The sequence below is a fragment of the Nocardia sp. NPDC050799 genome (assembly GCF_040654015.1).
Lineage (GTDB): Bacteria > Actinomycetota > Actinomycetes > Mycobacteriales > Mycobacteriaceae > Nocardia.
The window spans coordinates 147187-160675 of sequence record NZ_JBFAHF010000005.1 but is presented as its reverse complement, the minus strand read 5'-3'; the positions used below and the strand labels follow the sequence as shown (position 1 = coordinate 160675).

Annotated in this window: 11 protein-coding genes; 2 read left to right on the top strand and 9 right to left on the bottom strand. The window is 69.4% G+C overall.

Going from position 1 to position 13489, the window contains the following annotated elements; all coding sequences use genetic code 11:
• Positions 1-169: 169 nt before the first annotated feature.
• From atzF to urtA, 8 genes are read right to left on the bottom strand one after another with little or no spacing between them, the layout of a single operon-like run.
• Complete coding sequence (atzF, locus tag AB0H42_RS07735) at positions 170-1912, bottom strand: allophanate hydrolase (protein ID WP_357051382.1); 1743 nt, start codon at positions 1910-1912, stop codon at positions 170-172.
• Entirely contained in the window at positions 1909-5565 is a 3657-nt protein-coding gene (gene uca / locus AB0H42_RS07730) for an urea carboxylase (protein WP_357051379.1), read from the bottom strand. The genes atzF and uca overlap by 4 nt, the downstream gene beginning before the upstream one ends.
• Before the next feature lie 50 nt (positions 5566-5615).
• Positions 5616-6317 carry a GntR family transcriptional regulator gene (locus tag AB0H42_RS07725; RefSeq protein WP_357051376.1) on the bottom strand — a complete coding sequence of 234 codons (702 nt, stop codon included), beginning with the start codon at positions 6315-6317 and terminating at the stop codon, positions 5616-5618.
• Between the two features lie 10 nt (positions 6318-6327).
• Complete coding sequence (gene urtE / locus AB0H42_RS07720; protein WP_357051683.1) at positions 6328-7020, bottom strand: urea ABC transporter ATP-binding subunit UrtE; 693 nt, start codon at positions 7018-7020, stop codon at positions 6328-6330.
• A 5-nt stretch (positions 7021-7025) separates the two neighbouring features.
• Positions 7026-7967, bottom strand: a complete 942-nt coding sequence (gene urtD / locus AB0H42_RS07715) for an urea ABC transporter ATP-binding protein UrtD (RefSeq protein ID WP_357051373.1) — start codon at positions 7965-7967, stop codon at positions 7026-7028.
• Complete coding sequence (gene urtC, locus AB0H42_RS07710; protein ID WP_357051370.1) at positions 7964-9079, bottom strand: urea ABC transporter permease subunit UrtC; 1116 nt, start codon at positions 9077-9079, stop codon at positions 7964-7966. Before urtC ends, urtD begins: the two co-directional genes overlap by 4 nt.
• Positions 9076-9963 (bottom strand): urea ABC transporter permease subunit UrtB, encoded by an 888-nt coding sequence (gene urtB / locus AB0H42_RS07705; RefSeq protein ID WP_357051367.1) that lies wholly within the window; start codon positions 9961-9963, stop codon positions 9076-9078. The genes urtC and urtB overlap by 4 nt, the downstream gene beginning before the upstream one ends.
• Positions 9964-9967: 4 nt before the next feature.
• The gene (gene urtA, locus AB0H42_RS07700; RefSeq protein ID WP_357051364.1) at positions 9968-11293 is read right to left on the bottom strand and encodes an urea ABC transporter substrate-binding protein; all 1326 of its coding nucleotides are present in this window, start codon (positions 11291-11293) and stop codon (positions 9968-9970) included.
• A gap of 233 nt (positions 11294-11526) precedes the next feature.
• Between urtA and AB0H42_RS07695 the strand changes: the two genes are divergently transcribed.
• Positions 11527-12132, top strand: coding sequence for an ATP-dependent Clp protease proteolytic subunit (locus AB0H42_RS07695; protein WP_357051361.1), 606 nt, complete (start codon positions 11527-11529; stop codon positions 12130-12132).
• Positions 12133-12334: 202 nt separating this feature from the next.
• On the top strand, positions 12335-12940 hold the full coding sequence (locus tag AB0H42_RS07690) for an ATP-dependent Clp protease proteolytic subunit (RefSeq protein ID WP_357051359.1): 606 nt from the start codon (positions 12335-12337) through the stop codon (positions 12938-12940).
• 27 nt (positions 12941-12967) lie between these two features.
• On the opposite strand, the gene AB0H42_RS07685 is transcribed toward AB0H42_RS07690, so the two are convergent.
• Complete coding sequence (locus AB0H42_RS07685; RefSeq protein ID WP_357051356.1) at positions 12968-13339, bottom strand: helix-turn-helix transcriptional regulator; 372 nt, start codon at positions 13337-13339, stop codon at positions 12968-12970.
• Positions 13340-13489: the final 150 nt, after the last annotated feature.

Genomic DNA, 13489 nt, shown 5'->3' with positions numbered 1-13489 from the left:
CGCTGGTCATGGGCCCGGGGGGGTGGTGCCCGGCTGTCGTTTCGGAGCGCGTGGGCCCGACGCCCCCCCGGCCGTTCCTGCTTCGCAGGCTGCCCTGCAACCCTCATCGGGAACGGCCGGGTGGCGCCGTGCGGTTGGACGGGCCGCACGGGGTCTCGGGCGGGGAGTGTCAACGACCGGTGTTCAGGTAATTGCGCCACCCTCCGTATTCGGTGATATCGGTTGCGGCGCGGGCGGATTCGTAATCGCAGGCGAAGCCGGTGACCCAGCGTCCGGAATCCAGTTCCACCTTTCCCAGTGTCATCGGCGCCGGCAGATTGCTCAGGAAGGTGCCGAGGGCCGCCGGGGAGAGCCGGTACAGTTCGCCGGGCAGCGCCCGGCCGGCGGTCGCGCCGACCCGGAGCATGCCGGGTTTGGGCGGTTCGGCGGGCAGCGCGACCATGCGGTACGCCGCCGAGGTGACGACCTCGCCGAGGAATCGCGCCTTCGCCTGCTCCAGTTGGTGATGCAGGGGCAGGCCGCGCAGATGGGCGCCGACGACCAGGAGGTCGGTGCCGGTCCCGGTGAGCAGCGGGGCGGGCGTATCCAGCAGCCGGGCGGCCAGCTCGATACCCACCTGATCGGCGAACGCCGGGGTGATCAGCATGACGCCGAACGGGTCGCCCGTCGCGGTCTCCGCGCCCGGGACCGCGACGGCGGCCAGGTCGAGGAGGTTACAGAAGTTGGTGAAGGTGCCCATCCGGCTGTTGATCGCCACCGGTTCGGCGGTGACCGCGGCGATGGTCGGATGCTCGGTGGTGGTCGGCAGGAGCAGGGCGGGGTATTCGGCGAACAGGCGGCGCGCGGTGGCGGCCGCGACGGCGAGACGTCCGAGGTCGGTGACGTATTCGTGGGCGGCGGGCCGCGCCGCGCCCGCGACGATCCGCGCGACCACCGGATCGGCGCCGTCCGGTTCGCCGGCGAGGAATTCGCCCATCGCGGCGTAGCGCTGGGCGACGATCGCGCCGTCGTAGAGGAGTGTCGCGGCGTCGAGCAGTTCGCCGATATCGACCGTGGCGACCTCACCGCCGCCGGCCCGCCAGCGCGCGACGGTGGCGTCGAAGGCGGCACGGTAGGCGGGGGAGAGGGCGGACAGGTTGTGGTCGGCGGGGACCGCGAGGGTGGCCCGGGCGGGGGCGCCCAGGGGAGTGTCGGCGGGCCAGGTGCGGGAGCGGGGGTCGGCGGGGTCGGGGCCGATCATGGCGGCGGTCACCTCGGTGGCGAGGGTCAGATCACGGGCGAAGACGGTGACCGCGTCGTAGTCGGGGCAGGCGGGGGCGACACCGGTGGTGGAGACCAGGCCGAGGGTCGGTTTGACGCCCACGATTCCGTTGAGCGCGGCCGGTACCCGGCCCGACCCAGCGGTATCGGTGCCCAGCGCCGCGTCGACCATGCCGAGTGCGACGGCGACGGCCGAGCCGGAACTGCTGCCGCCGGAGACGCGGTCGGGAAACAGGGCGTTGCGGACCGCGCCGTACGGGCTGCGGGTGCCCACCAGACCGGTCGCGAACTGGTCGAGATTGGTCTTGCCGAGGACGAGCGCGCCCTGATCGATCAGCCGGGCCACAGCGGGGGCAGTGTGCTGCGGCGTCGTGCTGTAACCCGGGCAGGCGCAGGTGGTGGGGGTACCGGTGACGTCGATATTGTCCTTGACCGCGAGCAACACCCCGGCCAGCGGCAACCGCTCACCCTGCGCGAGCCGGATGTCGAGCGCGGCGGCCTCGGCCGCGACCTCCACTTCGGCGCGCAGCGTGATCCAGATTTCGGGGCGATCGTGCTCGCGGATGGTCCGGTAGGCACGGGCGACTTTGTCGGCGACGCTCACCGGCGTATCCGTCGCCGGTTCCGCTAGCGGTAGTTGCTCCATGGTCATGCCGCTCCTTTTTCGATGGCGACCAGAGGTGCGCCGGTGGTGACTTGGTCGCCTGCCGCGACGGTGATCGTGTGCACGGTGCCGGAGACCTCCGCGACCACCGGCAACTCCATCTTCATGGCCTCGAGCACGAGCAGGGTGGTGCCGGCCTCGACGTGCTCGCCCGCGGCCACCTCGACCCGCCAGACATTGGCCATCATGGGCGCCGCGACGATATGGGCGCCCTCGGGCAGGTCGAGATCCTCGGCAGGTTCGGGGTCGACGGCGAAATCGGCCCGGTTGCTCAGTTCGCCACTGGCCTCCCAGCGCCGCCGTTCGGCGGTGAACGCGGCCTGCCGGTGTTCCTCGGTGGCGGCGATATCGGTCGCGTTGTCCCGGAGAAACTCGAGATGATCGGCCATGGCGAATTCGCCGACGCTCGTGCGCATCTCGTAGCGGCCCGCCGCCATATCGGCGCGCAGGTCCAGCAGTTCCCCGGCCGCGACCGGATACCAGCTGATGCGGTCGAAGAACCGGAACAGCCACGGTTTCCCGGCCTCGAAGGGTGCCCGCTGGCGGTAACCGGACCAGATAGGGACGGTGCGGCCGATGAGCTGGTAGCCGCCGGGGGATTCCATCCCGTAGACGCAGAGGTACTTGCCGCCGATACCCACCGCGTCGGACGGGGTCCAGGTGCGGGCGGGGTTGTACTTGGTGGTCACCAGGCGGTGGCGGGGGTCGAGCGGGACGGCCAGTGGCGCGCCGAGATAGACGTCGCCCAGGCCGAGCACCATGTACTGGGCGGCGAAGACGATATCGCGCACCTCGTCGATACTGTCCAGCCCGTTGATCCGGCGGATGAACTCGATATTGGACGGCAACCAGGGAGCCTCGGCGCGGACACCGCGACCGTAGCGTTCGATGGCCTGCCCGATGGTGGGGTCGTCGAAGGACAGCGGGAGTTCGATATGGCGGCTCGGCACCCGCAGATCGGCGGTATCGGGGATATCGTCCTCGAGTTCGCCGAGCAGCCGGACCACGGTGCGCTGATCGATGACGTCGGGATCGAAGTGCAGGTGCAGCGAGCGCACCCCGGGGGTGATATCGATCAGGCCGGGGATGGACGCCTGTTCGAGGCGGTCGCTCAATGCGTGCACGCGCATCCGCAGACCCAGATCGAGCTCCCTCGGGCCGTACTCGATCAGCACGTTGTCGTCGCCGCCACGCAGGTATTTCACCTCGGGTGTGCCGCTCCCGGCGTCACGGCGGCCCAGGACGCCGTTGTCCCGCTCCCGGGACCCGAGGAGTTCGGGGGTGGGCAGGCCACGGCCACGTAGGGCGGGTGCGGAGCGGAAGGGGCCGGTGCGGTCGTCGCCGACCGGGACGAAACGTACCTGGTCACCGGGGCGCATCTGACCCAGTTTCCAGCGATGCGCGGAGATCACGGTGAGCGGGCAGGCGAAACCGCCCAGGCTGGGACCGTCGGGGCCGAGCAGGATCGGGGTGTCGCCGGAGAGATTGAGCGCGCCGACGCTGTACGGGCAGTCGTGCAGGTTCGAGGGGTGCAGGCCGGCGTCGCCGCCGTCGGTCCGCGACCAGGTCGGTTTCGGACCGGCCAGGCGCAGGCCGGTGCGGTTGGCGTGGGCCTGCACCTGCCAGGTGGCGTCGTAGAACTGGTCGATATCGGCGGGGGCGAAGTAATCGGGGGCGGGCTGGGGACCCTCGCCGACACCGACGTACCAGGTGTGGCCGAATTCGGGGCGTTCGCCGGCCGGGATCGGCGTGGGGTCCAACAGGCCGCCCGCGTCCGGTTTGAGGCCGAGGATATCGCCGGTGGCGACGGCGCGGCCGGTGATACCGCCGAACCCGCCGAGGGTGAAGGTCGCGGCGCTGCCGTGATAGTCGGGGGCGAGGATGCCGCCGCGGACCGCGAGATAGGTGCGCAGTCCCGTGTCGTAGGGCGCGCCGATATCGAGGACCGAACCGGCGGGGACGGTGACCGGCTCCCACATGGGGACCGGCTGATCATCCACGGTGACGGGGGCTTCGGCGCCGGTCACACAGACCACGGTGGTGTCGGTGCAGCGGATCCGCGGACCCAGCAGCGTTGCCTCCAGGCCGTTCTCGCCCAGCGAGTTCCCGACGGCGTGGTTGGCGAGCTGGAAGGACAGATCGTCGAAGGCGCCCGACGGCGGGATACCGACGCTCCAGAGTCCCAGGCGGCCGGGGAAGTCCTGGATGGTGGTGGAGACACCGGCGCGCAGGATCTCCAGGCGGGGGCGGATGGTGGCCAGGCTGCCGAGGGTCGCGGTGGTGTGCCGGGCGTCGAGCATGGGGGAACTGGTGGCGGCGGCGCGCAGCTGCGGCAGGTTGGTGGTGATACCGAACATGCGGGTCTCGTCGAGCGCGGCGCGCAGGCGGTGCAGGGCCTCGGGCCGGCTCCCCCCGGAGGTGATGATCTTGGCGATCAGCGGGTCGTAGTAGGGGCTGATCTCGGTACCGGTCTCGACCCAGGTCTCCACCCGGGCCGCCGCGGCGGGGATCTCGACGCCGGTGAGGGTGCCCGCGCCGGGCCGGTAATCGTTACCGGGGTCCTCGGCGTAGACGCGGGCCTCCACCGCGTATCCGGTGATCGGCGGGCCGGAATCGGGGATCTCGTCGAGGAACGCGGAGTCACCACCGGCCAGGCGCAGCATCCACTCGACGATGTCCACGCCGGTGACGGCCTCGGTGACCGGATGCTCCACCTGCAACCGGGTATTCACCTCGAGGAACGAGGCCTCTGCGCGGTCGACGTCGTAGATGAACTCGACCGTCCCGGCGGATCGATAACCGACGTCACCGAGCAGTTTCCGGCTCGATTCGAGGAGTTGTTCGCTCACGGTGTAGGGGAGGCCGGGGGCGGGCGCCTCCTCGATGACCTTCTGGTTGCGCCGCTGCAGACTGCAGTCGCGGGTGCCCAGGGATACGGCGCGACCGCGGCCGTCGCCGAAGATCTGCACCTCCACATGGCGGGCCCGGGCGACGAACCGCTCCAGATACACCGCGGAGGAGCCGAAGTTGTGCTGCGCCAGACGGATCACCCGCTGGTAGGCGTCGGTGAGTTCGCCGGGTCCCGCGCACGCGGCCATCCCGATACCGCCGCCACCCCCGGCCGCCTTGAGCATCACCGGATACCCGATCCGCTCGGCCTCCGCCAGCGCTTCGTCGAGCCCGGTGAGCAGACCGCTCCCCGCGACCAGCGGCACACCCGCCGCGGCGGCGGCCCGGCGGGCACTGTGCTTGTCGCCGAAGAGCCGCAGATGTTCGGCGGCCGGTCCCACGAACGCGATTCCCGCGGCCTCCACCTCCGCCGCGAAATCCGCGTTCTCGGAGAGGAATCCGTAGCCGGGGTGGACGGCGGTGGCGCCGGCGGACAGCGCCGCCTCGATCACCGCGTCCCCGCGCAGATACGACTCGGCGGCCGGGCCGGGGCCGAGCCGGACCGCGCGATCGGCCATCCGCACATGCCGCGAACCCTCGTCGGCATCGGAGAACACCGCGACCGTCTCGATCCCCAGCCGCCGGGCGGTACGCAGGATGCGGCAGGCGATCTCACCGCGGTTGGCGATCAGCAGGCATTCGGGCAGCGGCGTATGCAGCGGTGTATACAACTGCGGGGCGGTCTCGGTCACGGTCGATCCTCTCGGCGTGGACAGTGCGGCTACCGGAGTAGCCGGGAATATCAGGTCTTGGTCGCGCGGGCCATACGGGTCAGCTGGAGCACCTGACCGGCGCGGTCGGCCACCACGCGGCGGGACTGGTCGATATGGGCGAGGAGCTGCTCGCGGGCGCCGGTGAGATCACGGTCGAGGACGGCCTCGCCGATGGCGATGTGTTCCTCGATGGTCGCGAGCATGCGGTCGGGGGTCAGGTAGTCGAACATTCGGACGGGGCGTATCCGGGCGTTCACCGTTTTCAGGGCGTCGGTGAGGGCGTGGTTGCCGGAGGAGTCGAGCAGGACGGTGTGGAACTGTTCGTCGGCGGCCACGAAACCGGCGTCCGGGTCCGGGGGCGCGGTGCGGAAGGCGCGCCAGCGGTCGATCTCGGGTCCGAGTACGGCCCGGTCGTGGCCGAGGTCCGGATCGGCGAGGACGCGGGCGATGCCCTGGACTTCGAGGGTGATCCGCAGCTCGTAGTAGTCGCCCAGGGTGTCCAGGCGCGGCCGGTAGGGGAACAGTCCGGCGTCGTGGCGCTCCACCAGACCGTCGGCCTGCAAGCGGGCCAGCGCCTCGCGGACCGGGGTGCGCGAGACACCGTAGCGTTCGGCCAGCCGTTCTTCGCCGAGCCGCTCCTCCGGCGCCAGCGCACCGGTCATGAGTTCGTCGCGCAGCGACTTGTACACAGTGTCGCTGCGTGATTCGCGTTTGCTTCGTGGTTCGGTCACGACGCGCAGCCTAGAGAGTCATGGCGGCGCGAACGGTTTCCACCGCCCCGGCCCCGCCCTCCCCGGAAGAGGTGACCCGGCCGCTCTCCAGCACGTAGTACCGGCTCGCGGCCCGCAGCGCGAAACCGATGTGCTGTTCCACCAGCAGCACCCCGAGCCCGCCGCGGGTCACCAATTCGGTGATGGTGTTCTCGATCTCGGCGACCACCGACGGCTGGATGCCCTCGGTGGGTTCGTCGAGGATCAGCATGCGCGGTTCGGTGATCAGGGCCCGCGCGATCGCCAGCTGCTGGCGCTGCCCACCGGAGAGCAGCCCGGCCCGGCGGTCGAGCAACTCTTTCAGCGCGGGGAACAGATCCAGCTGTTCGTCGATCAATGCCCGGCCGCGTGTGCGGCCGTCGGCCACCACCCGCAGGTTCTCGGCGGTGGTGAGATGGCCGAAGCACTGCTGCCCCTGCGGGACATAGGCCAATCCGCGCTTGACCCGGGCGCTCGGCCGCAGCGTGGTGATATCGGCGCCGTCGAAACGGATGGTGCCGCGATGGGTACGCACCAAGCCGACCGCCGCGCGCAGCAGGGTGGTCTTCCCGGCGCCGTTGTGGCCCATGATCGCGGCCACACCGTCGGCCGGGACCTCTATCCCGGCCCCGTGCACGACCTCGGTGCGACCGTAACCGGCGTGGACGTCGATGAGTTCCAGCATCGCGGTCACCCTTCGTTCTCGTCGGCGGTACGCGGGGAGCGTGCGCGGTCAGGCGGGGTGACCGACCCGCGGTGACCGTTCGACGCGGGCGACGCCCCGGCGTGGTCACGCCGTGCCGCCCCCGCCGGATCCGGTTCGCCCACGCCGTCCGGCGCGGCGGCCGCCGCGGTCCCCAGATACGCCTCCTGCACGGCCGGATCCGCCTGCACCTCGGCCACCGTTCCCTCGGCGAGTACCGCGCCGCGGGCCAGCACCGTCACGGACGTGGCGAAACTGCGCATGAAGTCCATATCGTGTTCGACCACCACGACCGTGCGTTCACCGCCGATGCGGCGCAACAGATTCCCGGTCTCTTCCCGCTCCTCCTGGCTCATCCCGGCGACCGGTTCGTCCAGCAGCAGCACCGAGGCGTCCTGCACCAGGAGCATGCCGATCTCGAGCCACTGTTTCTGGCCGTGGGCCAGCGTGCCGGCGGGTTTGTCGCGCAGCGCGGTGAGACCGATGGTCTCCAGGGCCTGCTCGATCGACGCGGAAACCGCGGCCGGCCGGCGCCGCAGCATGGTCCACAGCGATCGTCCCGCGCCCGCGGCGATATCGAGGTTCTGCAGTACCGACAGTTCCTCGAACACGCTCGCGGTCTGAAAGGTACGGCCCACGCCCAGGCGGGCGATCTGGTGCACCTTCTTGCCGAGCAGTTCGACCCCGGATTTCTGCACCGAACCGGTCGCCGGGACCAGACCGGTGATGGCATCGATCATGGTGGTCTTGCCGGCGCCGTTGGGGCCGATCAGAAACCGCAGGTCACCCTGGAAGAGCGTCAGGTCCACATTCGACACCGCCTTGAACCCGTCGAATTCGACACTCAGCCCGCGGACCTCGAGGTAATCGCTGTGCATACCGGCATTACCGCCGGTCACCGGAGCTTTCACGGTGGTTGTCTCGGTCATGACACTCCTACCGGGGTAGCGGGCGCGGGGGCCGGTGTCCGAGTGGGTGGCGGATCCCCCTTCTCGTCGGTACGGCGTCTCCGCCGCAGCAGTGTCACCAGGCCCGCCAGACCGGCCGGGAAGAAACCGACCACGACGATGAACAGGACGCCCTGCGCGTACACCCAGCCGGAGGGGAAGTTCTCCGACAGGCCGGTCTGCGCCCAGGCCACCGCGATCGCGCCGAGCACCGGGCCGAGCAGGGTGGTGCGTCCGCCGATGGCGACACCGGTCAGGAACGCGATGGAGGGCACGATCCCGATATCGGCGGGGGAGATGATCCCGACGATCGGCACGAACAGCGCGCCGGCGATCCCGGCGAACAACGCCGCCACCGCGTAGGCCACTACCTTCACATTGGCCGGGTCGTAGCCGAGGAAGCGCACGCGCTCCTCCTGATCACGCACCGCGACCAGCAGTTCGCCGTACCGGCTGTACATCAGCTGCCGGGTCGCCGCGACGATCACCAGCAGGGTGGCGGCCGCGATGAAGAACAGCAGCCGCCGGTTCACCGGGTCGTTGAGTGCCAGTCCGAAAAAACTGCGGAACCGGTTGAGCCCGTTGCTCCCGCCGGTGGACTGCTGACCCACCAGTAGGATGGCGAAGGCCGCGGCCAGCGCCTGCGACAGGATCGCGAAATAGGCGCCCTTGACTCTGCGTTTGAAGACGCCCAGCCCGAGCAGCACCGCCACCAGCGGTGGCACGATCAAGATGCCCAGAATTGTCAGTACCGGCGACGCGAACGGAACCCAATAGCCGGGCAGTTCGCGAATACCGGCGATCTGCATGAAATCCGGGACATCGTCCCCGCGCAGCTGGGCATCGGAGATCTTCAGGTGCATCGCCATGATGTAGGCGCCGAGGCCGAAGAACACGCCCTGGCCGAGGGTGAGCATGCCGCCCCGGCCCCACGCCAATCCGATACCCACCGCGACGATGCCGAAGCACAGGAACTTGCCGAGCAGGTTGAGCCGGAAGTCCGAGAGCACCGCGGGCGCCACCGCGAACAGCAGCACGGCGGCGATCGCGAAGCCCGAATAGACCTTCCAGCGGGTGGTCAGGAATTCCCTCATACCAGACTCCTCGACCGGATCGTGAACAGTCCCTGCGGGCGGACCTGCAGGAAGACCACGATGGCGACGAATACGATCACCTTCGCGACCGAGGCCGTGGTGCTGTATTCGATAAACGAGTTCAACAGTCCGAGCGCCACCGCGGCCAGGACGGCGCCGCGGATCTGCCCGAGCCCGCCGATGACGACCACCAGGAAGGCGTCCACCAGATAGGTGGTGCCGGTATTGGAACTGGTGGAGCCGATCAGCGTCAGCGCCACACCCGCCACCCCGGCGAGCCCGGAGCCGATGAAGAACGTCGTGATATCGGTGCCGCGGCTGGAGATCCCGCTGGTTTCGGCGAGCTCCCGATGCTGCACCACGGCCCGGATGCGCCGGCCCATCGCGGTGTACTTCATCGTCACCGCGACGGCCGTCACGCACAGCACCGCGAGCAGCATGATGAAGATCCGTGTCCTGGGCACCACCGCGCCCAGGACCTCCACCCCGCCACCGAGCCATTCCGGGGTCACCACGCGGACCGCGGGCGCGCCGAAGATGTCCCGGGCCGCCTGCTGCAGGATCAAACCGACGCCGAAGGTCACCAGCAGGGTGTCCAGGGGTCTGTCGTACATCCGTTTGATCAGCGTCACCTCGAGGGCGACACCCATGAGACCGCCGACCAGGAATCCGATGAGCAGTGAGACGATCAGCGATACCTCGGCGTTGGCGACCAGGTACTCCTGCACCGTATAGGCGGTGTAGGAGCCGGCCATGATGAACGCGCCGTGGGCCATATTGATCACGCCCATCTGACCGAAGGTCAGCGACAGCCCCAGGGCCGCCAGCAGCAGGATGGAACCCAGGCTCAAGCCGGTGAACAGCTGCCCGACCAGTGCTTCCACGAGATCAGCCCCCGAGTCCCTCGGCCCACGAGTAGCCCGCCAGGTACGGATCCGGCTCGACGACCGCGCCGGAATCCCACACGCTGTAGATCAGGCCGTCGGGCCGGATCTCGCCGATCCGGGCGGTTTTGGTGATGTGGTTGTTCTCGCCGTCGATGGTCACCAGGCCCTCGGGACCGTCGAAGGTGACGCCGCCCGCGGCCTGCTGCACATCCGGGACCGCGAAGGACTGCGCCTTCTCCACGGTGTTCTTCCACAGGTACACCGAGACGTAGGCGGCCTCCATGGGGTCGGAGGTCGGCTTGTTCGCGCCGTACTTCGCCTTGTACGCCTTGACGAACGCGGTGTTCTGCGGGTTGTCGACGGTCTGGTAGTAGTTCCAGGCGGTCAGCTGGCCGGCGATGTGCTGCACGCCGATACCGCCGACCTCCTCCTCGGCGATCGACACCGAGACCACCGGCATATCCTGCGCGGTCAGGCCGACGTTCTTGTACTCGCGGAAGAACGCGACATTGGAGTCGCCGTTGAGGGTGTTGAACACGGCGTCGGCGTCGGCCGAGCGCACCTTGTTGACGATGGTGGAGAAATCGGTGGAGCCGAGCGGGGTGTAGTCCTCGCCTTTGATCTCGATACCGTTGGCCTCGGCGTAGGCCTTGATGATGCGGTTGGCGGTCTGCGGGAAGACGTAGTCGCTGCCGACCAGGTAGAGCGATTTCACCCCGCGGCCCTTCAGATAGTCCAGGGCGGGCACGATCTGCTGGTTGGTGGTCGCGCCGGTGTAGAAGATGTTCTTCGACGATTCCAGGCCCTCGTACTGGACCGGGTAGTACAGCAGCGCGTTGCGGTCCTCGAACACCGGCAGCATGGCCTTCCGGCTCGACGAGGTCCAGCCGCCGAATACCGCGGCCACGCAGTCGCTGCTGATCAGCTTCTCCGCTTTCTCCGCGAACACCGTGGGCTCGGAGGCGCCGTCCTCGCCGACCAACTGGATCTGCTTGCCCAGCACGCCGCCGGCGGCATTGATCTCGTCGACGGCCAGCTCGAGCGAATCCCGCACGGTGACCTCGGAGATCGCCATGGTCCCCGACAGCGAGTTCAGCGAGCCGACCTTGATACTCGGGCCCGCGGTGTCGACACAGGAGGCCGCGTTCGCGCCGGCCTGATCGGAGGCAGAGCTACCGCAGGCGGTGACCGCCAGCGCGGTCGCGCACACCGCGGCCGGCAGCGCGAGAAGGTGCCGCGCCCGCCGGCGCTGCCAACGGTTGCGGGTGCCGCGGGATACCGCACCTTTCCTGGGTTGTCCGGGTGCTTCGGTTCTGGCTGCATTCATGACCGTTCGGCCTCCACTCAGGAAAGGTCAGCCCGCTGACTAGCTTGTATTCGGCGTTGTATACAGCGACGTATACGAGGAATTACGGTAGGGAGGCTGTGTTTCGCCCACGTATCGCAGCGTGAAGCTCGAGTATCGATCGGCCGAAGGTCCCGGGCAGCGCTGCTGAGAGCAGATCTGCCCACAGCAGCGTGGTCTCCCGCTCGCCCGCCTGCTCCGGCAGCGTGGTGACCATGGCTCACGACGACAAATCCCCGCTGTTCGGCTGGCGTGCCCGCGAGCAGCTCCTGTCCCGCCGCATCCTGGTTCTCGACGGCCCACTCGACGACGACAACGGCACCCTGCTGGCGACCCAGCTGCTCACCCTCGCCGCCGAAGACGGGGACGCCGGTATCTCGCTGTGGATCCATTCGCCCGGCGGGTCGGTCCCGGCGATGCTGGCCATCCGCGACGTCATGCGGTTGATACCGAGCCCGGTATCCACCCTCGCCCTCGGATTGGCCTGCAGCGCGGGCCAGTTCCTGCTCTCCTCGGGGACCCCCGGTAAACGTTTCGCGCTACCGCACGCCCGGGTCCTGATGCACCAGGGGTCGGCCGGTATCGGTGGGTCCGCGGTGGACGTGGAGGTGCAGGCCGACGACCTGCGCTACACGGTGGAAACCGTGCTGGGCCTGATCTCGGCGGATACCGGGCAGCCCTACGAACGGGTCTATGAGGATTCCCTGCACGACCGCTGGTTCAGCGCGACCCAGGCGCAGGAATACGGCTTCATCGACCATATCGTCGGCGATTTCGCGCAGGTCGTCCCGCAGCGCCAACGGGTCGGGATCTCCGCCTGAGCGGCCGTGTCCGGCGCGGGCCACGGGCGTGATCACGGAGACGGAGCGTGCGTGCGACCACCCGACGCAGCACGAGCAGACCGCACCCAGAACGCGTGACGGCGGCGCACCGGACCCGACCGCACCGGACCCGACCGCACCGGACCCGACCGCACCGGGCGCGCAGACCCGACGACAGCCGCACCGAATACAGGGAGACCCGATGAGCACCTACACGATCCCCAATGTGATCGCCCAGCATCCGCGGGGCGAGCGGATCACCGATATCTATTCGCACCTACTCGCCGAACGCATCGTCTACCTCGGCACTCCCATCGATTCCGGGGTCGCCAACGCGCTCATCGCGCAGCTGCTGCACCTGGAATCGGAGAGCCCGGGCCAGGAGATCGACTTCTACATCAACTGCGAAGGCGGCGATCTGTCGTCGATGCTCGCGGTGTACGACACCATCCAGCACATCGGCGCCCCGGTACACACCACCTGCGTCGGTCAGGCCATCGCGGTCGGCGCCGTGCTGCTCGCCGGGGGCGCCCCCGGCCACCGGGCGATGCTCCCGCATGCCCGGGTGGTGCTGCACCAGCCCGCGGCCCGCGGCCAGGGGGCCATCCCCGACCTCATCCTGCAAGCCGACGAACTCGTGCGGATGCGGGCGGAGATCGAAACCATCCTGTCCCGGCACACCGGGCGGACCCCGGAACGGCTGCGGCACGACACCGACCGCGACCGAGTGTTCACCGCGGCGGCCGCGGTCGAATACGGGCTGGTCGATTCGGTGCTGACGCCGCGGGCCCCGGCCCCCGCCCGGTGATCGCGACCGTGCCGCATATTCGCCGGGTCAGGCCGCCCGGAGCAGCACTGTCGGTGCGATTCCCGGGCCCCGGGGCGCCACGGGGTGGCGCCGGGATCGGAGGTCGTCGGCCACCTGTTCGGTGAGCGCGCCGAGGGAGGTGCCGAGAGCACCGGCCAGCGCGGCGATCATCTCGCTGGAGGGTTCCTTGCGGCCGCGTTCCACCTCGGACAGATACTGTGGCGAAATGCCCGCGCGCTCGGCGGTTTCCGCGAGCGTTTCGCGTTTCTCGTTGCGCAGCACGCGGAGTCGCCCGCCGAGGACCTCACGCCACAGCGGCTCGGGCCGGTCCGCGGGCTGCCGGGGCGGCCGCTCGGCGCGTCCACCGGGAATCGCCTGGAGTCTGCGAGGCTCGGTCATGGACAGAGCCTAGAACCCGGGTCCATGAGCACGGGCGGATTACGCTATGGGCGTACATCCGGACCGGCTCGGGGGGGACCCATGCCCGGAGTTGTTCGCGCGGAGAAACGGTTCTCGCGGTGCGCGCCGGCGGGTTCGGTGCGCGGACCG

What these genes read in the sequence shown, in the direction of transcription:
- atzF (WP_357051382.1), bottom strand. Translation starts at nt 1,912, where the DNA reads ATGACCATGGAGCAACTACCGCTAGCGGAACCGGCGACGGATACGCCG.
- urtE (WP_357051683.1), bottom strand. Translation starts at nt 7,020, where the DNA reads ATGCTGGAACTCATCGACGTCCACGCCGGTTACGGTCGCACCGAGGTC.
- urtD (WP_357051373.1), bottom strand. Translation starts at nt 7,967, where the DNA reads ATGACCGAGACAACCACCGTGAAAGCTCCGGTGACCGGCGGTAATGCC.
- urtC (WP_357051370.1), bottom strand. Translation starts at nt 9,079, where the DNA reads ATGAGGGAATTCCTGACCACCCGCTGGAAGGTCTATTCGGGCTTCGCG.
- urtA (WP_357051364.1), bottom strand. Translation starts at nt 11,293, where the DNA reads ATGAATGCAGCCAGAACCGAAGCACCCGGACAACCCAGGAAAGGTGCG.
- AB0H42_RS07695 (WP_357051361.1), top strand. Translation starts at nt 11,527, where the DNA reads ATGGCTCACGACGACAAATCCCCGCTGTTCGGCTGGCGTGCCCGCGAG.
- AB0H42_RS07690 (WP_357051359.1), top strand. Translation starts at nt 12,335, where the DNA reads ATGAGCACCTACACGATCCCCAATGTGATCGCCCAGCATCCGCGGGGC.
- AB0H42_RS07685 (WP_357051356.1), bottom strand. Translation starts at nt 13,339, where the DNA reads ATGACCGAGCCTCGCAGACTCCAGGCGATTCCCGGTGGACGCGCCGAG.